Source organism: Neobacillus mesonae, from assembly GCF_001636315.1.
Taxonomy (GTDB): domain Bacteria; phylum Bacillota; class Bacilli; order Bacillales; family Cytobacillaceae; genus Neobacillus; species Neobacillus mesonae.
The window spans coordinates 3,943,556-3,963,661 of the sequence record NZ_KV440949.1 but is presented as its reverse complement, the minus strand read 5'-3'; the positions used below and the strand labels follow the sequence as shown (position 1 = coordinate 3,963,661).

Annotated in this window: 18 protein-coding genes and 1 riboswitch; of the genes, 4 read left to right on the top strand and 14 right to left on the bottom strand. The window is 39.4% G+C overall.

Annotation, left to right across the window (positions count from 1 at the left end; genetic code table 11):
• Positions 1-75: 75 nt before the first annotated feature.
• The 10 genes from opuFB to cax all read right to left on the bottom strand — a co-directional run bounded on the left by opuFB (position 76) and on the right by cax (position 12,874).
• A complete protein-coding gene (opuFB, locus tag A6749_RS18450) occupies positions 76-1,590 on the bottom strand; it encodes an osmoprotectant update ABC transporter permease/substrate-binding subunit OpuFB (RefSeq protein WP_066393673.1) in 1,515 nt (504 codons plus the stop codon).
• A complete protein-coding gene (locus A6749_RS18445) occupies positions 1,583-2,554 on the bottom strand; it encodes an ABC transporter ATP-binding protein (protein ID WP_066393666.1) in 972 nt (323 codons plus the stop codon). The genes opuFB and A6749_RS18445 overlap by 8 nt, the downstream gene beginning before the upstream one ends.
• A gap of 371 nt (positions 2,555-2,925) precedes the next feature.
• Positions 2,926-4,320, bottom strand: a complete 1,395-nt coding sequence (gene rlmD, locus A6749_RS18440) for a 23S rRNA (uracil(1939)-C(5))-methyltransferase RlmD (RefSeq protein ID WP_066393663.1) — start codon at positions 4,318-4,320, stop codon at positions 2,926-2,928.
• Positions 4,321-4,549: 229 nt separating this feature from the next.
• Positions 4,550-5,791 carry an ATP-binding protein gene (locus A6749_RS18435; RefSeq protein ID WP_066393659.1) on the bottom strand — a complete coding sequence of 414 codons (1,242 nt, stop codon included), beginning with the start codon at positions 5,789-5,791 and terminating at the stop codon, positions 4,550-4,552.
• Positions 5,792-5,948: 157 nt separating this feature from the next.
• Positions 5,949-6,716, bottom strand: a complete 768-nt coding sequence (pdaA, locus tag A6749_RS18430; RefSeq protein WP_066393656.1) for a delta-lactam-biosynthetic de-N-acetylase — start codon at positions 6,714-6,716, stop codon at positions 5,949-5,951.
• 311 nt (positions 6,717-7,027) lie between these two features.
• The gene (locus tag A6749_RS18425) at positions 7,028-7,741 is read right to left on the bottom strand and encodes a nuclease-related domain-containing protein (RefSeq protein WP_066393653.1); all 714 of its coding nucleotides are present in this window, start codon (positions 7,739-7,741) and stop codon (positions 7,028-7,030) included.
• Positions 7,742-8,411: 670 nt separating this feature from the next.
• Positions 8,412-9,956 carry a fumarate hydratase gene (locus tag A6749_RS18420; RefSeq protein WP_174842958.1) on the bottom strand — a complete coding sequence of 515 codons (1,545 nt, stop codon included), beginning with the start codon at positions 9,954-9,956 and terminating at the stop codon, positions 8,412-8,414.
• A gap of 181 nt (positions 9,957-10,137) precedes the next feature.
• A complete protein-coding gene (locus A6749_RS18415; protein WP_066401044.1) occupies positions 10,138-10,335 on the bottom strand; it encodes an SE1561 family protein in 198 nt (65 codons plus the stop codon).
• A 161-nt stretch (positions 10,336-10,496) separates the two neighbouring features.
• Complete coding sequence (locus A6749_RS18410) at positions 10,497-11,291, bottom strand: YfkD famly protein (RefSeq protein WP_174842957.1); 795 nt, start codon at positions 11,289-11,291, stop codon at positions 10,497-10,499.
• A gap of 527 nt (positions 11,292-11,818) precedes the next feature.
• Entirely contained in the window at positions 11,819-12,874 is a 1,056-nt protein-coding gene (gene cax / locus A6749_RS18405; RefSeq protein ID WP_066393643.1) for a calcium/proton exchanger, read from the bottom strand.
• A gap of 163 nt (positions 12,875-13,037) precedes the next feature.
• Here cax and A6749_RS18400 point away from each other — a divergent pair, with 163 nt between their 5' ends.
• Both A6749_RS18400 and A6749_RS18395 read left to right on the top strand, forming a co-directional pair.
• Positions 13,038-14,219 carry an MFS transporter gene (locus tag A6749_RS18400; RefSeq protein ID WP_066393636.1) on the top strand — a complete coding sequence of 394 codons (1,182 nt, stop codon included), beginning with the start codon at positions 13,038-13,040 and terminating at the stop codon, positions 14,217-14,219.
• A 334-nt stretch (positions 14,220-14,553) separates the two neighbouring features.
• Positions 14,554-16,467 carry a heavy metal translocating P-type ATPase gene (locus tag A6749_RS18395; RefSeq protein ID WP_066393630.1) on the top strand — a complete coding sequence of 638 codons (1,914 nt, stop codon included), beginning with the start codon at positions 14,554-14,556 and terminating at the stop codon, positions 16,465-16,467.
• 263 nt (positions 16,468-16,730) lie between these two features.
• Here A6749_RS18395 and A6749_RS18390 read toward each other — a convergent pair whose 3' ends face one another.
• A complete protein-coding gene (locus A6749_RS18390) occupies positions 16,731-17,567 on the bottom strand; it encodes a YihY/virulence factor BrkB family protein (protein WP_066393623.1) in 837 nt (278 codons plus the stop codon).
• A 15-nt stretch (positions 17,568-17,582) separates the two neighbouring features.
• The gene (locus A6749_RS18385) at positions 17,583-17,933 is read right to left on the bottom strand and encodes a YtxH domain-containing protein (protein ID WP_066393614.1); all 351 of its coding nucleotides are present in this window, start codon (positions 17,931-17,933) and stop codon (positions 17,583-17,585) included.
• Positions 17,934-18,108: 175 nt separating this feature from the next.
• Here A6749_RS18385 and A6749_RS18380 point away from each other — a divergent pair, with 175 nt between their 5' ends.
• The gene (locus tag A6749_RS18380) at positions 18,109-18,333 is read left to right on the top strand and encodes a DUF1128 domain-containing protein (RefSeq protein ID WP_066393604.1); all 225 of its coding nucleotides are present in this window, start codon (positions 18,109-18,111) and stop codon (positions 18,331-18,333) included.
• A gap of 53 nt (positions 18,334-18,386) precedes the next feature.
• Here A6749_RS18380 and map read toward each other — a convergent pair whose 3' ends face one another.
• Positions 18,387-19,136, bottom strand: coding sequence for a type I methionyl aminopeptidase (gene map / locus A6749_RS18375; RefSeq protein WP_066393592.1), 750 nt, complete (start codon positions 19,134-19,136; stop codon positions 18,387-18,389).
• Positions 19,137-19,428: 292 nt separating this feature from the next.
• On the opposite strand from map, the gene A6749_RS18370 reads away from it, so the two are divergent.
• Complete coding sequence (locus A6749_RS18370) at positions 19,429-19,749, top strand: helix-turn-helix domain-containing protein (protein WP_066393589.1); 321 nt, start codon at positions 19,429-19,431, stop codon at positions 19,747-19,749.
• Positions 19,750-19,822: 73 nt separating this feature from the next.
• Here A6749_RS18370 and A6749_RS27765 read toward each other — a convergent pair whose 3' ends face one another.
• Positions 19,823-19,951: an anti-repressor SinI family protein gene (locus tag A6749_RS27765; protein ID WP_084797895.1), complete on the bottom strand. Its 129-nt coding sequence runs from the start codon at positions 19,949-19,951 to the stop codon at positions 19,823-19,825.
• A gap of 29 nt (positions 19,952-19,980) precedes the next feature.
• A riboswitch (cyclic di-GMP riboswitch) is annotated at positions 19,981-20,070 on the bottom strand.
• Positions 20,071-20,106 lie beyond the last annotated feature (36 nt).

The following is a 20,106-nucleotide window of genomic DNA, read 5'->3' as shown; positions in this document are numbered from 1 at the left end:
TAACAGCCATCTTCTTTTTTGATTATAAAATTGTATAACCTTTATCATCCAAAAATCGTCCTGTGGAAAAATTCCTTAATGTAATAAACCCTCTTTTTTCAAATATTCCTCAGCAACCTCTTTTGGGCTTTTTCCATCTACGTTCACCTGATAATTCATTTCTCTCATTTCATCATCTGTAATCTTTCCAGCTAATTTATTTAATGCCTTTGCTATTACAGGATAGCGATCAACCGTTTCTTTTCTTAATAATGGTGCACCTTGGTATGGTGGAAATAAATGTTTATCATCTTCTAAAACTTTTAATCCGTATTGTCTCAATTCACTGTCTGTAGAATAGGCATCAACTAAATTGATGTCACCTGATTCGACAGCTGCATATCGCAGCTTGGGTTCCATCGTGACAAGATTAGGAAATTGAATATTATACAATGATTGAATCCCACGATAACCATCTTCCCGGTCGGAAAATTCTAATGTGAACCCAGCTTTCACCTTGTCTTCAATTCCTTTTAAATCGGAAATGGTCTCTAGCTTATATTGATCAGCTAGCTCTTTTGATGCTGCCAATGAATAGGTATTGTTATACTGCATTGGTTTCAGCATAACCATATTAAACCTTTCCAACATACCATCTTTAGCTTGCTGATAGACTTCTTCACGATCGGTACTTTTGGCAGTTTCTTTTAAAAACTCTGAAATGGATGTACCTGTAAACTCCGGATAAATATCAATGCTTCCCGATTTAAGTGCATGAAAAACAAATGAGGTTTTGCCAAGACCTGGTTTCAATTCAACCTGCAGATCTGTTCCATCTTCGATTAGGATTTTATACATATTAATTAAGATTTCCGGTTCTGAGCCGAGTTTTCCCGCAATAACTATTTTTTGATCTTGATGTCCCAAAAACGGAGTTACGATAACAAGGAAAGCCAGTAATGCAATTGTCCCAAGTGATATAAAGGTTTTCTTATATGATAGTTGTTCAAATTTTTTAAGTAAATAATCAAATAAGATTGCGAGTAAAGCAGCTGGTATTGCTCCAAGTAAAATTAGATTTGTATTATTTCTATCAATTCCTAGAAGAATAAGATCTCCAAGCCCTCCAGCACCAATCAATGCGGCAAGGGTAGCTGTTCCTACGATTAACACCATTGCTGTCCGAATTCCCGCCATGATGACTGGCATTGCAAGCGGTATTTCCACTCTGATTAATCTTTTTCTTGAATTCATCCCCATTGCTCGAGCTGCTTCAATTAATGAAGGATCGACTTCTTTAATCCCCGTATATGTATTTCTTAATATAGGTAGTAGTGCATAGGCAACTAAGGCGATGATGGCCGGCACTCTTCCAATGCCGAATAAAGGAATTAGTATACCCAATAGAGCTAAAGACGGAATGGTTTGAATGACAGATGATATCCCGATGATCCCTTCTGCCGCCTTTTTATGCCTTGTAATATAAATTCCTAGTGGAATAGCAATGATTACTGCAAAGAAAAGGGCGATAAATGATATCTGGATATGATCTAATAATGCACTTAATAATTCAGCTTTTCTCTCCAGAAATATATGTAAAAAATCATTCATTTGTCAGACCCCTTTCTTCCGTAATAGTAGTAAAAAGATATTTCATTACAGACCTCCGATTAATATGGCCGATTAGTTTACCATCCTTTTCTATTGTAAGTTGTTCATGCTCGTATAGAATCTCCAATATTTCTTTCAACGGAGTTGACACCGGTGCTGTAATTGTAGAGGTTTGCTCCATTTCATTTTCTTTTACTGGTTCAAGTAAATCTTCCAATTTAATCTCACTGGTCCAATTTCCGTTTTTAGCCCCGACAAAATCTTTTACAAAATTATTGGCTGGGTTTGTAACAAGTTCATGAGGTGTTCCGATTTGAACAATTTTTCCTTCCTTCATGATGCAGATACGATCTGCTAGCTTTAATGCTTCCTGCATATCATGAGTGACAAAAACAGTGGTCTTTTTGAGATTTTTCTTTAAATCTAACAGATCATCTTGAAGTTTTTCCCGGCTTATTGGATCTAAGGCACTAAACGGCTCGTCCATTAAGATAATCTCAGGGTCTGCCGCAAGTGCCCGGATAACCCCCACTCTTTGTTGTTGACCGCCAGACAGTTCGCTAGGTTTTCTGTGGGCGTACGTTTCATGATCTAATCCAACCATATCCAAAAGTTCATGAATTCGCGTTTTAATTTTATTCTTTTCCCATTTTTTCATTTCAGGAACAATCGCAATATTTTCCTCTATCGTCATATGAGGAAACAAGGCAATCTGTTGCAGTACATATCCAATATTCCATCTTAACTCATGAATGTCATACTCGCTTATTTTTTTTCCATTAATGAAAATCGTGCCATCTGATAGTGGAATCAGCCGATTGATCATTTTCAGGGTCGTTGTTTTTCCACATCCGCTTGGTCCGATAATGACAAAAAACTCACCCTGCTGAATATCAAATTGTAATGAGTCAACAGCAGCTGTGCCATCTGCGTATCTTTTTGATACATTTTCAAATTTAATCATAGAATTATTTCTCCTTGTTTATCGTGGGTAGGTCACTTTTTAGGATTTTATTTACTTACATACTCCTTTATTTTTCCAATGTTTTCAACCTTTTTGTATTACCAAAATCAAGTTTAAAAAATATCAAGGTACTCTTTATTATCTTCATTGATCTTTAATAATGGCTCTGAATTAATCTGTGATGATTTCCGTTTCCATTTATATTTACCCACTGCAGCAGATCATCAGACTACACCTTAAAAAATATATTTGACTTCATCAATGTAAATTTAACCTTTTGAGACATTTTTACCCTAATATTAATTTTTTCATTCGAGGAGGTTATCAGAATAATATATTTGATCTGCACGAAAAAAGACAGCACCCAATGGTTAACTGCCTTCTTTTAAAGTAAGTTGTGACACGCATTCTACATGCGCCGTATGAGGGAACATATCCACAGGCTGAGTATATTTGACTTTATAATTCTTACTTAACACTTGAATATCCTTCGCCAATGTAGAAGGATTACAAGAAACATAAATTAATTTTTCAGGCTTTACCTGCAATATTGTTTGTAGCAGCTGGCTGTCAAGGCCTGTTCTTGGCGGGTCAACTACAACGACATCCGGCTTCCAGCCTTTTTTAACCCATTTTGGGAGTACTTCCTCTGCTTTCCCCGGTACATATTTGGTATTGGTGAATCCGTGGTGTTTCGCATTTTTCTTCGCGTCTTCAATCGATTCTGAAATCACATCCATGCCGCGGACTTCCGCTGCTTGATCTGCCAGCCATAACCCAATCGTGCCGACTCCGCAATAGGCATCCAAAACTTTTTCTTTACCAGTCAACCCAGCTGCCTTTTTCACTTCATTATAAAGTTTTAAGGTTTGAACCGGATTCAACTGGAAAAAGGTTCTTGCTGAGAGCTCGAACTGCAGATCACCTAATGTTTCTTGGATAAAATCTTCACCAGCCAGGTTCACCGTTTCTTCCCCAAAAATGAGCGATGTTTTTTCACCGTTAATATTTTGAACAATTGATTTCACGTTCGGCAGCCGCTTTTGGATTTCCTCAATGATGGTTTCTTTTTTCGGCAGCTCTTTTTTCGCTGTAATTAATACAACTTGAAGCTCCTCGGTCTGCATACCCACGCGGGTAACGATGGTCCGGACAATACCTTTCCGATTTTTCTCATTATAAATTGGAATTTGCAGTTCCTCCAGAATTTGCTTGACGACAGCGGTTGCTTCATTTGTATGTGAATGCTGGACGGCGCATTGGTCAATGTTAATTAGCTGATGAGAATTCATACCGTATAGACCTGCGAGTAGCCTGCCATTTTTTTCACCGACTTGAAAGCTGCTTTTGTTGCGGTATCCCCAAGGGTTCTCCATCCCGATTGTTTCACGGATATCGAGGTTTTCAAGTTTTAGCTTTGTATGGCGTTCAAGTGCTTGAATGACGATATCTCGTTTCTCTTTTAGCTGCTGGTCATAGGCCAAATGCTGCAGCTGGCATCCACCGCATTGATCGTATACCGGGCAAAGCGGCTTGACCCGATGCGGTGAATTGATGCGGATCTTTTTAATCTTTGCCTCGGCGTATTTAGGATGGATCTTTGTTGCCTCAACTACCACTTCTTCTCCTGGCAGAGCACCTGGAACAAAGACGACTTGTTTTTTAAAATAGCCGACACCTTCTCCATTAATCCCAAGCCGTTTAATGGTTAATGGAAACGTCTGCTTCGGTTCAATTCTAATTGATTTTGATTGATCTGTTTTCATATGATATGGTTCACTCCAAAATTATTCAAATGCCCTGTTCTATAAGGCTGATATTGGCATTCTATACACATTATCACAGTATTATAGCACGAAACAAAGAAAAACCGAATTTCCAGTAAAAGTGTCCACGAGAGGAGGACAAATGTCCACGAATGGTGTCACGAATGGTGTCAGGCACCAATTTACAAAAAAATACAACCATAAAAATATCCAATTCCCATGTGCTGTTTTATGCGCTTGGGAATTGGATGGTGAAGGTTGTGCCTTTTTCAGGTTGGCTTTCGACGGTGATTTTGCCTTTCATGGCGTGAACTAACTGGAATGATATGGTGAGGCCGACGCCGGTGCCTTTTTCTTTTGTTGTATAGAACGGGGTGCCAAGATTTTTTAACTGCTGTTTCGTCATCCCTTTGCCGCTGTCCGTGATTTTGATAAATATCACCCCTTCTTTTTCGAAGGAGCGGACCACAAGAATTCCTCCTGTGCCCATAGATTCAATTCCGTTTTTGATAATATTGACCAAAACCTGCTTAATTTCCCCTTTGTTACCTTTTATGTAGAGCGAATCTTGAATATCTGTTTTGATTGTTGTATTTTGAATATTTGAATATGATTTCATGAGTCCCACGGTTTTCATAACCTCTTCTGAAATATTGATCGAGATCATTTCTTCTGTATTGGGTTTTGCCAAGGACAAATAATCATTAATAATTGACTGAGCATGATCCAGTTCGTTTAAAGCAATTTTTATATAAGACCTCTGCGCTTCCTGCAAGTTATTATCATCGGAAATCAGCTGCAGAAAGCCACGGACTGATGTTAAGGGGTTTCTTACTTCGTGTGCAACGGAAGCGGCCAATTGGCTAACCACATTTAACTTTTCATCCCTTTGCAATTTTTCACGAATGACCATCTGCTGATTTACGTTTTCAATCACGAACACTACCATCATCATGCAAATCCAGGTAATCGTATAAAAAAATAACATGAAACTAATTTGCGAGCTTTGGTTCTTTGAAAACAGAGTTAGCATAACGATAAAGGTATTCGCCCAAAAAACGATGCTGATAAAAAGAAGCTTATTCTTTTTTTGAAACGATTCCAGCTTCTTTTTCATCAAAATGAGCACTATACAAGTAATTGAATAATTAACCAGAACAACATAAAACCCGTCTCCGCTAATAATAAAGCGATAAACCAGCAAAATAATCCCGGTTACTAAACCAGGAATTGTTCCACCGTAAACAAATGAAATGATAAATGGAATTATTCTAAAATCGTATATGTACCCCTCAGCAAATTTAACTGGAAAAGACATAGACAAAATTAAGATAAAGATTAAAATAATCGAAAGCTTCGAATGAGGTTTTCTCCGTTCCCGATCGCTTTCATAAAAAAACAAATGATAGACAAACATTGGAAAGAGGATAATTAAAACCTGAAATAATATTACCTTATAATAAATCGACATTACCATGACTCCTCAAAAAAAAGTCAGCATTTTAAAATTGTTTTCGGACATTTTCGATGATTCTAAGGATTATATTAAGTTTTATTCTTGGTACTGTAAACAGATTTTTTAAAATAATTTTTTACAGAGAAAAACCGGACTTCAATTGAAATCCGGTTTACTTCTTTTTCATTAAATGGTCAAGGCTTTTGAATTCGTAACCTTTCTTTTTTAAATCTTGTATCGCTTTTTCCAGTGCATCGGCATTATCTTTTGAAACAGAATGCAGCAACAGAACACAGCCGGGATGGATCTGTCTTATAATGTTTTCATAAGCGTATTGCCAGCCTCTTTGCTGGTTAATGTTCCAATCAACGAAGGCAAGCGACCAGAAAACATGCGTGAATCCCGCTTCTTTTGCCACTTGCATCGTCCTTTCACTAAAAATCCCCCGAGGCGGGCGCAAATATTTCATTTCCTTCTGCCCGGTTAATTCCTTCGTTTTAACCTTGACCTTTTCCAGCTCTTCACGAATCTTTCCTTCACTCATCGTCGTGAAGTCCGGGTGGCTCCAGGAATGGTTGCCTATAATATGCCCTTCCTTAACAATCTGCTTGGATATCTCCGGCTGCGACTCTAAAAAGTGCCCCGTGACAAAAAAAGTTGCCGGAACCTTCTCCTTCTTTAATACCTCAAGAATCTTTGGCATAAAGCCGTTTTCATAGCCAGCGTCAAAAGTTAAATATAAAGTTTTGGTACCGGGGTCCCCTTTGTAAAACGCGCCATACTTGGCAAGGAGCTGGTCATAATGCGCCCCCGCTTCCGGCTGTTCCTCATTAACCGCCTTCTTAAAACCCCAATGAATCGGATGATTTGAGGCAGCATATGTAACATTTGGAACTAACATGAGCAATATACCCATGATACAGATCATTATTTTTTTCATCCATGTTCCCCCTATGTTGTTTTTTATAGTGTTAGTTTTATCAGGGAAAACATAATTGGTATATTGTGGGTTAGGGTTTGAGGTAGATGCGGCCTTTACTCACTCCGGAATGTGGTAAATGAACTAATGATAAAAAATATGAAGTTATTCTTGTATTAGGAAGCTGGAGAAATGTACGGATTTCAGAATTGGTTATTGGAGTATTGAAAATTAGAAAATGGTCTTTAAATTGCTTTAAAATGTGCATCTCTTGAAACAAATTGGCAATAAGGGCAAATCCAGCACATTCGATGATAGGTCATTGGAAGACGCTAGCATCTTGGACATTGAACTCCGGGTAAAATATCTCCCTTATTTATACCGAACATTGGTAAAACGTCATACTCTTTTGGAGTGTGGCTTTTTATTAAAAGTTTGCTTATATTTTTTATTGTTGCCTCATTTACAACCTTTCTATTGAATCTTTTCTCAGATTCCTCAATAATTTCAAATAAATTCCCCGCTCTGTGTATTTTTCTGTATGCTTCGGTATAACCGGAACTAATAATAATTTCGGCAGACGGTTTACAAATTATCACATAATAACTACCGGGAATAAGTGGAATTTTATATTGCTTCAAAAAATAATCAAGTAATATTTTATGCCGGTTTGCTTGGGATACAGGATTCTCATAAATTTCACGATTACCATTATATTCTTGTATCATCTGATTCCTGTCAAAATGTAAAGTTCCTGAATGATTTTTCCCTTCAAGAATGAGCTTCATTTTTTGTGATAAAAGAAGAGCATCGATTTGAAAAAATCCATTTCCATATGGTAATCGCAGATCATGGAAAATATAAAATTTCTCTTTTGGCAATTGACTTAAATAATAATAAATTGTTTTTTCTCCATTAAAACCTGACTTTAAAGCTTTAATTTTAAATTTAATTTCAGGAAGCGCATAGTGATTTTCTGAAAGCCTCCCTTCAACCGCTTCAACTTGCTCTAATAACTTTGGAATTTCAATAACTTTATCAAACAAGGTAAATTCCTCCTTTTTTTTACCTTGTTAAATTTCTTTAGAAATTCTGTTATTCCTACAAAAAAATGAATGTAATTATGACTATTTTGTGGCACTTTTGACCAAGTGATTTCTAATTGGATTATTCTTTGAATACAAACTTTGGAATCAGGAAAGGTTTATATATTAATTTCACATAATTCGTTTTTTGGGATTCCACTTTAATTTTATCAATAATCTAGGTTCGATTTTACAAAAGTCCGTTGTAATTCTACAAAAAATGGATTATTTTGGATTCCCCCTAAATATGACCAATTAATCTTACAGAATCAAGGATTTTTTTACATAATATAAGTTTAATTTTACAAAATCCTGTCATAATTCTACAAAGTGTGGAATATCTTGGATCCACCCTTTATTTGACCAATTAATCCTACAGAATCAAGGATTTTTTTTACATAATCTAAGTTTAATTTTACAAAATCCCGTTATAATTCTACAAAATGTGGAATATCTTGGATCCACCCTTTATTTGACCAATTAATCTTACATAATCAATGATCTTTTTTACAAAATCCAAGTACAATTCTACATAATTACGTACTAATCATACAAAAGTTGGAATAATTCGGTAATTTAAACAAAAAAAAGATAGACCCGCCGCAAAGCGAGTCTATCCCACTAACCTATATTATTTAAAAACCGGCTCTTTGAATTGTGCTAATTTTTCCAAGGAAGACTTGTCGACATCAGCGTGCAGACTGTTTCCGTGAGAGTCCATTGTTACAACGGCGCGGAAGCCTTCAACGCGTAGGTGCCACATTGCTTCTGGAATACCAAATTGAGTTAAGTCAACGCCTTCGACAGATTTGATACAGTCAGCATAATACTGCGCAGCGCCGCCGATTGCATTTAAATACACACCGCCATGCTCTTCTAAAGCAGCTAATGTTTTAGGACCCATGCCGCCTTTACCGATGACAGCGCGGATGCCGAATTTCTTCATAATGTCGCCTTGGTAAGGTTCCTCACGAATACTTGTTGTTGGGCCGGCAGCCTTCACATGCCACTTTCCGTCTTCGTCCTTCAGCATTACTGGACCGCAGTGGTAAATAACTTGGCCGTTCAAATCAACTGGTGTGTCGTTGTCCATTAAATATTTATGGATCGCGTCGCGGCCAGTATACATTAGGCCGTTGATCTCAACGACGTCCCCGACTTTTAACGAGCGAATTTGCTCTTCAGTGATTGGTGACTGCAGGGAAATCACGTCATCTTCTGTACGAGCAGCGGCAGTTTCTTTTTCAGCTTCGTTAGCAGCAGCAAAGTCAATGAACTCGCCATCTTGATATGCCCATTCGATGATATCACCAGTTTCAGGGTGAACGCTCACACCCATTCGGCGGAATGCCCAGCAGTTGTATGCAACAGACACATAGAAGCTGGCAGGAATACGGTGCATAACGCCAATTTTACAGCCAAGTAAAGTGGCTTCGCCGCCGAAGCCCATAGTACCGATACCTAATTTGTTAGCATTTTCCATCACGTATTCTTCAAGCTTACGAAGATCTTCGTTTGGATTCACATCTTCAACTGGACGGAATAGTTGTTCTTTAGCTAAATCATAACCGGAAGAACGGTCGCCCCCAATACCGACGCCAATAAACCCGGCTGAGCAGCCTTGTCCTTGTGCCTGGTAAACGGAGTGCATGAGACATTTACGTATCCCGTCAAGGTCACGTCCTGCACGGCCAAGACCTTCTAATTCGCATGGCAGACTGTATTGGATATTTTTGTTTTCACATCCGCCGCCTTTTAAAATTAATTTAACATCAATATAGTCTTTTTCCCATTGTTCAAATTTCACAACCGGCAGACCGTCGCCAAGGTTGTCGCCGCTGTTTTTGCCTGTTAGTGAATCAACAGCGTTTGGACGTAATTTACCGTCTTTGGTTGCCTGGACAATCGCGTTTTTAATGGCTGCCTTCAATTCGATTTGGTTGACGCCAACAGGTGTTTTTATTTTGAAAGTTGGCAGACCGGTGTCCTGGCAGATTGGTGAAACTTGCTCATCAGCCATGGCAATGTTGTTTGTAATGGTTGCAAGGCTCATCGCTGCCCTTGTTCCGGCATTTTCTTGTTCTTTTGCCGCTTTGACAGCACGACGAACGTCCTTAGGAAGCTTTGTAGAAGTTTCCACGACAAGCTTGTACATGCTTTCTTCAAATTTTGCGATATTCACGGTTTGAGTTCCCCTTTCCCTTGTCCTGCATTATCTATTTTTAATTTTACTACTCTTCGACGGCTTTAATTATACTCCTATAAGCAGAAGATTTAAAGGCTAAGGTTGCAATCGATTACATGGTAGTGCGGAAAAATCATTTTTGAAAAAATGGCACAAAAAAAGAGCCTGCTTGTTAAACAGACTCTTCTACCTCACGATGATTGAATTCGCGGCATTTTGATTCCATATCATCGAGAATGGAAATTAAACGATCGATATCTTCAAGTTCCGTTGCTTCCGGATCCATTGCATCCAGAACGTCAATGAACATATTTAAACGCTGCTTTAAAAAGCTTACTTGGGCATTTTTATCATAAGTAGGGCTTCCCATTTCCTTCGCTCCTTTCATTACCGTTTTATCCTATCTAATTTTCAGGACTTTGGCAATGGTTACTTATAGTTTGCCCAGTTTTTGAGTGAAACAGGAGAACCATCCTCATGCCTCATCACATACTTGAAATGAAGTGCAAGAACTGTCCCCATGCATCATCCTCATCTTGGTCGTTCTGATGCTAAGAAGCCAAATGAGACGTAGTCTTGAACTGGGATCCAGGCTCCGATGCCTTGGGATGTGACGTTTTTGACGACAATGAATTTGCGGTTTCCTTTTAGCATTAGGTAGACTTCGCCGTATGTGACTTTGCCCTTTTCGCTGATTGCCGGGGCATAGGCGTAGAGATAGCCTAATCGCTTTGCGGGAATATTGTAAAAATGATCATTTTTCGTACCAGCCCCGATGACCGTGTCAAAGGCTAATGGTAGATTGGTCTTTTTCATCGCCTTTAGCAGCATCATTTTTTTCACTTCTTCGGCATTCGGGATTTTGGAAGTCAGGCCGCCTCGCACAATTTTTTGTGACTCCTGAACATACTTGATTTGATATGGTGTATTGCCGCCACGATTATCATAATAATTTGTATTAATTTTTTGATACTCCCAATTTGGGGAGGTTTCCGATGATTCGTAGTTCAATGCCCATTGCCCGAGATAAATGATTGCCCGGTAACCCACCGCAAACGGTGTGCCATTAATGGTTGACTCATTCAGCATCCGGATTAAATCAGGGTTCTCAATTTTAACATTGGACGAGTTGATCAATTTTTCCGATAAATCGCTTGGCTGTAAATACGGCAGGTCCTGCGTAGAGTTCGGATAAGTATTTTCCTTTGTAATGCTGCGGACAGTCCCCGGAATTTGATATTTTGCCGGCTCCTTTTTCGGAGGTGCCAAAGGGGCTTTTTCAGCGAACGCACTTGGCACCAACATGACCAATAGTAAAAATGTCATAAGGACAGAGATTATTTTTCTCACTGAGTTAGACTCCTTTCAGTTATCACATAAATCAGTCTGTTAGTAGTTTTTTCGGAGTTCATTAATATTATCCATTTCCTTTTACAGCTTTTATAATTATTTTGAAAAACAGTGTGATTTCTTTATATCACCTCACCGTAAGCGTTAACAAACAGTAACATAAATGTAATAATCTGAACATTTACAAAATTCTAATTAGCGTTTATAATAATCTTAACCTTTCAAAAAAGGAGGGCTGCAATCAATCGGCTAACCATATCCATAATCATAAGGAGGTAGGGATTCTTTTCTTTATGACAGTCAACACTCGTGTTTGCCCTGTGTACAACTAAAACATGAAGGTTGGTGATTAATGGTCCCAAAGTAAGCGATTGATGGTTTACCCTATCATAAGATCGAAATAAAAGTAAACGTACATGTTGTATAATGTAAACGGTGTCAGGCACCATGTGAATTTTTCACATGGTGCCTGACACCGTTTTTGACACCGTTTTAAACTTTCATCACAATAGATAGAACCCAATGCCCATAATGATGTAGGCGGCGAGAAGTGTTAGGCCTTCGAACCAGTTGGTTTCGCCGTCATTGGAGATGACGACCATTAACAGGACGGATGATGCCATTGCGGTGAGTTCCTGCCATGAGAAGATAAGCGGCATCGATTGTTCAAATAATAATGATAGCAGAACAAGTACAGGTGCAACGAACATCGCGACCTGCAAGGTGGATCCGATGGCGATTTCAACCGCAACATCCATTTTATTCTTAAAGGCCATTAATACAGCCGATGCATGCTCTGCGGCATTTCCGACGATGGCAACAATGATAATCCCGATAAACAGCTCCGACCAGCCGAATGATTCGGCTACAAATTCAAATGTATGGACAAGATGCTCGGAAATATAAGCGACTATCAAGGTAGCAATCAACAAGACGCCAATCGCTCTCCCTTTCCCCCATTCCGGCTCCTCATCATGATGGTCCGCCACTGCTTCCGTCTGATAAACCCCTCGATGCGTAACCAGCTTGAAGAATAATGCAGCCAAATACAATAAAATTAACGTAATCGAAATCCCCGTACTTAACGACAATTTCTTCGGTTCACTCATATTCGTAGAAAACACTTCAGGTATTACAAAGGCTACAATAATGGCAAACATCAATAACCCGGAATTATGACGGGCATCATACACATTAAATTTTTGCCGTTTATATTTCAAGCCGCCAACAAAGAAGGACAGTCCGGCAACAAGCAGCAGATTTCCCAAAACAGAGCCGGTTAAAGAAGCAAGTACAACACCAACCAAACCAGCCTTTAAGGCAAAAACAGAAATAATCAACTCAACGGCATTTCCGAACGTCGCATTCAGCAGCCCGCCAATCCTTGGCCCCGCTACAATCGCCAAGCTTTCGGTTGCCCTTCCCATATAGCTTGACAATGCAATGATCGTCAAACAATAAAGAATAAATAAAAGTATGCTCGGCCAATGCATAAAAGTCCCAATAACAGATAACGGGACCCCGATAAAGGTCATCAGCATAAAGATTTTATTCGTCACTAACCTTACCTCCAACATTTAATCTATTTCTATACGGTCTTCCCCTTTTTTCCACAGAAAAAACAATACCACTAATATAAATGCCAAAACAACATTTTCCTTGCAAATATGGAATATTCTCGTTACCATCATTTAAGGAATATTTTGCAAATGAGGAAAAAAAATGAATCAAAAACAAAATAAACTTTTATTATGGATCCTAGTCGGTCTTGTCGCCATTTCCGGTTTTTCTCAAGGAATGCTGCTGCCGCTGATTGCTGTTATATTTGAAAAAGGCGGTGTCTCCTCCTCGTTGAACGGGTTGAATGCAACAGCACTGTATATCGGGATTTTACTTGTATCACCTTTTATGGAACTGCCGCTGCGAAAATATGGCTACAAGCCGGTCATTATTTTTGGCGGCGGACTTGTCGTAGCCGCACTTGCAATGTTCCCCCTTTGGAAAACGTTTTGGTTCTGGTTCGCCTTACGAATGCTGATCGGAATCGGTGACCATGCCCTGCATTTTGCGACCCAGACGTGGATTACCTCCTTCTCCCCGGCAGATAAGAGAGGACGAAATATATCTTTGTACGGGTTGTTTTTCGGGATTGGCTTTGCCGCAGGGCCGTTAATGACACCACTGGTTAACATCAATGAGGCACTGCCCTTTATCATTTCTTCTTTCCTTTGCTTAATTGGCTGGGTATTTGTGTTTACTTTAAAAAATGAACGGCCTGAACAAGAAGTGAACGTTAACTCTTTTCTTGCCACGCTAAAGCAGTTTCGTACAGCCTTAAAATATGGCTGGGTGGCTTTTTTGCCGCCGCTAGGCTATGGTTTTTTGGAATCTTCCCTAAATGGTAGCTTTCCCGTTTATGCGTTAAGAATGAATATGAATGTTTCAACAGTTTCCCTTGTTTTATCTGCATTCGCGATTGGCAGCATTATTACGCAGCTCCCGTTAGGAATATTAAGCGATCAATTTGGCAGGAGAAAAATCCTGATGACCGTCCTTTTCCTTGGCTTTTGCAGCTTTACAGCAGCCAGTTTCCTGGAGCAATCGACCATTGGACTGCCCGCAGCAATCCTAATCTCAGGAATGCTTGTCGGCTCGACCTTCTCACTCGGAATCAGCTTTATGACTGATTTGGTGCCTAGAAGCTTATTGCCGACAGGAAATTTATTATGCGGGATCTTTTTCAGCCTTGGCAGCTTATGCGGGCCAATCATCGGCGGTTTTTATATTAAATACCTCCAAGATGTTAGTTTTTTTTATATTATTAGTACCATTCTTCTATTCCTTACATTTATTATTTTTATTTTTGGCAAAAGAACACAGCTGCTCCCCGGCAACGAAAATTAATTTAAGGAGCAATTTCATATCTTTGGCATAGAATATGTGGTAAAATAAAGTAAATATAAATAATTTTGATTGTGAAAAATGCTGTCATCAATTGATGACAGCTTTCGTGTTTTTTAAGGGTAGTGAGGTTGATTATTCTTATCAACTACGATTTTAAAATAAATACTATCAATTAATAATCATTATCGATATAATTAAACACAACCTCACAACATACCTCCAATTAACAATAATCACTCATGAATATCATTCTCAATTAGATATAAATATTTTCAATTAGAATTGACTCACTATTTTTTATGAGTTATAATCTGTTTCAAGGAGGGAGAAACAAATGAGTTCTGAGGCCAAGACTTTGACAAAGGGGATCCAAAAAGTCAGCTTATTTGAAAAAATAAAACCGCATGCCGAATTGATTGCAGCTGGTTTAAGCGGTGTATTGATTATTGCCGGATGGCTATTTGATAAATATGGGCAAGGGGTAGACTCTATTATTGCCTATTTACTGGCATTTGTAATTGGTGGTTTTGCTAAAGCGAAAGAAGGAATTGAGGCCACCTATGAGAATAAAGAATTAAACGTGGAAATGCTGATGATTTTTGCTGCTATTGGTTCGGCGATTATCGGTTTTTGGACAGAAGGTGCCATATTAATCTTTATTTTCGCCCTCAGCGGCGCCCTAGAAACCTACACGATGAACAAAAGCCATAAAGAAATCTCCTCACTCATGGAATTACAGCCCGAAGAAGCACTGCTACTTGTTAACGGGTTGGAAAAACGAGTACCTGTTTCCGAACTTCAGGTAGGCGATCATATCTTAATTAAACCTGGTGAAAGAGTCCCTTCAGATGGAATGATTATAAAGGGTCATACCAATATTGATGAGGCGGCGATTACAGGTGAATCCATGCCTGTCTCTAAAAGCAGCGATGAAGAAGTTTTTGCCGGGACTGTCAATTTGACGGGAGCAATTACCGTTCAAGTGACAAAGGCCAGCAGTGATACATTGTTCCAAAAAATCATTCAGCTTGTGCAATCAGCCCAAAGCGAGAAATCTCCTTCACAGTTATTTATTGAACGCTTTGAAGGAACATATGTGAAAATTGTCCTTCTCGTAGTTTTAGCAATGTTTTTCCTGCCGCACTTTTTATTAGGCTGGAGCTGGCATGAATCATTTTATCGGGCGATGATTTTATTGGTTGTTGCTTCCCCTTGTGCATTAGTGGCCTCGATTATGCCTGCCACCCTGTCGGCTATTTCCAACGGTGCACGGCATGGTATTTTAGTGAAAGGCGGCGTCCATTTAGAGAATTTGAGCCGCTTAGGAGCCATTGCTTTTGATAAAACAGGTACACTGACAAAGGGAAAACCGGAAGTCACTGAAATCATTGTAATGGAGGGGCTTGACCGGGAAAGCTTAATCTGGAAAGCGGCTTCGATTGAAAACCAGTCTAATCACCCGCTGGCACAGGCAATTGTGAAATATGCGAAACAAACCTTCAAAAAGGACCTTCTTCATCCTGATTTTCTTGAAGATGTCCCGGGCTGGGGCATAAAGGCGAAAATCAAAGGGGAACAATGGAAAATTGGTAAAGCCGCTTTTGTTAGCCAAGACGTTGACAATTTTGCAGACGGGAAAGCACGAGAGCTTGCTCTACAAGGAAACACCCTTGTTTTTATCGAAATAAACGGTGAACTGAGCGCGATGATTGCCCTTAAGGATGTTGTGCGCGAGGAAACAAAACTTGCCATTGACCATTTGAAAAAGCAGGGTATTAAGACCGTCATGTTAACCGGGGATAGTGAAAAAACTGCCAGAGCAATTGCGGCGGAAAGCCATGTTGATGAATTTTTTGCTGAATGTCTGCCGGAAACCAAGGTTGATCACCTGAAGGAATTGAAAACAAAATACCAAACGGTGGCGATGGTGGGAGACGGCATTAATGATGCACCTGCACTGGCAATTGCCAATGTCGGGATAGCGATGGGAGAAGGAACCGATGTCGCCCTCGAAACAGCAGACATTGTCTTAATGAAGAACGATTTGCCAAGAATTTCAGAGGCAGTCCGGCTTTCACAAAGGATGAATCGGATTATTAAGCAAAATGTAATCTTTTCCATCTCAGTCATCATGCTGCTCATCTGCTCAAACTTCTTTCAATTCATCGACCTCCCATTCGGGGTCATTGGGCATGAAGGCAGTACCATCCTTGTCATTCTTAACAGTTTGCGGCTGTTGAAATCTTAATATACTAACTTAAAACCGGGTGAACCATTCACCCGGTTTTTTTCCATTTATATGGTTAATGATATCCGTTAGACCCGTTTGCAGATCCGGACGTTTTATTGCCTTTGCTGCCTTTACCCTTTTGCTTTGTACCGCCGTCTTTTTTCGTATGCTTCGTCAATGTTCAAACCTCCCTTAATGTGGTCGGGCTTTAGGCACTTAGCACCAGTACCGCGCCCGTAACCATAGTTTGAACAGATAAAACTTTTTCATAAAGGTAACTATTAGCAGTCAGAACGATTTTTCTCACTGTAAAAGGCATTAATTTCTCCCCCAAGGATAATAATGAAGGCGGAAATGTACAGCCAAATCATTAAGACAATAATCGCCCCAATACTTCCGTAAGTTACGGTATAGTTACTGAAATTACCCACGTAAAAGGAAAAGCCCAGCGAAGAAACAATCCAGCCGAATGTCGCAAAGGCTGCTCCCGGAAAAGCGCTGCGGCAGCGGAACTTCACATTCGGCGCAACCCAGTATAGGCCTGAAAAAACAATAAACAAGATAATCGCACTTACCACAATGCTTAAAGTATTCCACAGCTTAAGAAATAACTTGGAATAACCAAACTGGGAAAAAATAAATTCCCCAATTTCCCTGCCGAAGATTGGTAAAATAAGGGCCAATAAAAAAACAAAGATCATTCCGAATGTTAGAAGAATCGCCATTCCTCTAGCAACAATGAATGACCTGCTTTCCGGGACATTATAAGCTTTATTAAATGCCCTCACAATCGCATTAATCCCGTTTGAGGCCGACCAAATCGTCCCAATGATCCCAACTGATAGCAAGCCGCCGCTGCGATGACTCATGATTTCATTAATTGATTTCTCAATAAACTGCATGGCATCTACAGGGGCAAATTTTTCAATGATTCCCAGCATATCTTGCTGCGGTATCGGGACATAAGGGATTAACGTAAATAACACGATCAGAAGCGGGAAAAGTGAAAGCAGGAAATAATAAGCGAGCTGAGCGCTTAATCCCGGAAGGTCATCTTCACTAATCCGATGCCAGAGCAGTCGTATTAAAGAGGAGCGAACATTCCCTTTATTCCCCATCATCACCTCTCCTTTTTAATAATTCGTTACTTTTTCTTCAAGAAGTTCCTCTAGCAGTTCATCGTCTTCACTCTTTGAGAAGGTATCCTTTGTTTCCTTTATCATATCAGTAACTTGAGGTGTTAATTCACGAATTTCTTCTACCTTTTCGGCAAGATAGGAAAAATCTTCACTCACCTGTTCAATCGTGGACTTAATTTTCGCCACTGTTTCTCCTGGGTGGCGCACCGTTTCATACACCTTGCTGGAAGTTTTTTGCACATGATCCTTCATCACTTCACGAGTATATTTATCAAATAAACTAACGGCACCTCCAGCTAAAGCGCCAAGGAACAATCCCTTCCAAAAAAGATTTTTCTTTGTCATATGTACCCTTTCCTTTCTTTCTTAAACATATATTATTTATTTTGCTTGATACAGGCTCTCGTTGCAAGTCTTGTACGCTTTCTTTCGAATCAGAGGGATGGATGAAAAAGGTTTGTATTGACAGAATACCATTAAAATGAAAAGATGAAACTATTAGCTTGAAGGGGTGATGTACATGGATTTATCACAAAAAACAGTCGAAAACGTCGAATTTATGATTGAAAAAATAAAAGAAAAACTAAGAGTCTTAAACCTGGGAGCCATTAAACCCTCTCACTTTGACGAAGAAATGTACGAGGAACTAAAAGAAATTTACGAAATGGTCTTAAGAAAAAACTCCTTCAGCCCGAACGAGATGCAGGCACTTGCAGAAGAACTAGGGAACTTAAGGAAGAAATAACGGGCGTCAGGCACCATGTGAATTTTCACATGGTGCCTGACACCCTTATTTTTTTACTCCTGGCTCGTTAGAATGATTGGGCCGTCTTTGGTGATGGCAATGGTGTGTTCGTATTGGGCGGAGTATGTGCCGTCTACAGTTCTTGCGGTCCAGCCGTTGTTGTCCATTTTTGTATAGTGCATGCCGATGTTTACCATTGGTTCGATGGTAAATACCATGCCTTCTTTGATTCTCGCGCCTTTTCCCGGCAGTCCGTAATGCGGTACATCTGGTTTTTCATGAATGACCGTACCTATTCCATGACCGATAAAGTCACGGACTACAGAAAGGCCCTCCCCTTCGACATATGTTTGAATGGCATGGCCAATATCACCGATTCGATTCCCGGGCACTGCCTGTTCAATCCCCTTATACAGAGCTTCCTTCGTTACTTTTAATAAATGATCCACCTCATTAGACACTTCACCTACGGCATAGGACCAGGCTGAATCCGCCAATGCCCCATTGTAATTAACAACCATGTCAATTGTCACAATTTCCCCTTCTTTTAGCGGCTCTTTGCGCGGAAACCCATGGCAAATTTCATCATTAATACTTGCGCAGGTTGCATATTCATAACCTTTATAGCCTTTTTGCTCAGGAGTTGCGTTATGTTCGCTTAAGAATTTCTCCACAAATTGGTCAATCTCCCAAGTGGTAACACCAGGTTTTATCATTTTGGCAATTTCTTTATGGCAGGCCGCTAGAATTTCCCCAGCCTTCTTCATCGCTTCAATTTCGCGTTGTGATTTAAGGACAATCATTGTGCAGAGTCCCCTTTCCATTTTTTATTATTTTATGTATGTATTGATCATAATTGTCTGCGTTAAAGAAATACCGCTTCAATTGCAATTGGTGTCAACTGTATTTGTAGCATGCAGCATGCAACTGAAACAGACTATAAGTAAGTTTATTCCTTTCATATGCAGTAAACACTCTTAATATTAACCCTATCTTATCTATTTTTCAAAATAGTTTTCGTTCTTAATATGGTACTTTCTTATTCTTTTTGGTAAAATAGACGTAAATATACTATTTATTAGGTGTGTGAGATATATGATTGGTGACCGCGTAAAGAAATTCCGCTTAGAAAAGAAAATGTCACTATCCGAACTTGCAGAACAAGCAGGCGTAGCAAAATCTTATTTAAGTTCACTAGAACGAAATTTGCAGCAGAATCCTTCCATTCAGTTTCTTGAAAAGATATCACATGTTTTGAATATCCCTGTTGAACATTTAATCCATGAACAGGTCGATCAATCCGAATTAGATAACGACTGGATGAATCTTGTGAAAGAAGCAATGAACTCAGGGGTGTCCAAGGATCAATTTCGTGATTTCCTTGAATTTAATAAATGGCGGAATAATCAAAGGTAATCTAAATTAAGCAACAAAAAAGCATGCTGCCTTATACTAGCAGAATGCTTTTATTTTTTATGTACGAAAAGTACTACTTTTGTTCTTGTTGGCTCAGAAAACTTTGAATCTCTTCTATCGTTAACCCTAACTTTTTCGCCTCACAAATAAGGGCTACCCATTCTTCATCCATTACATCAACCACTTTCTCCTTTGTTATCACTTTCTTCCCCCCTAAAATACTTTTGTATTCCAGGTAACCCGGCCATCCTAGCAAGCAATACTTACCTTAGACCCGCAGCTTTGCGTCCCTATCTTTCAATAGGTTTGCCTTTTTCTGTGTGATATTCTCTTTGTACTATATCCTTCTGCATATAA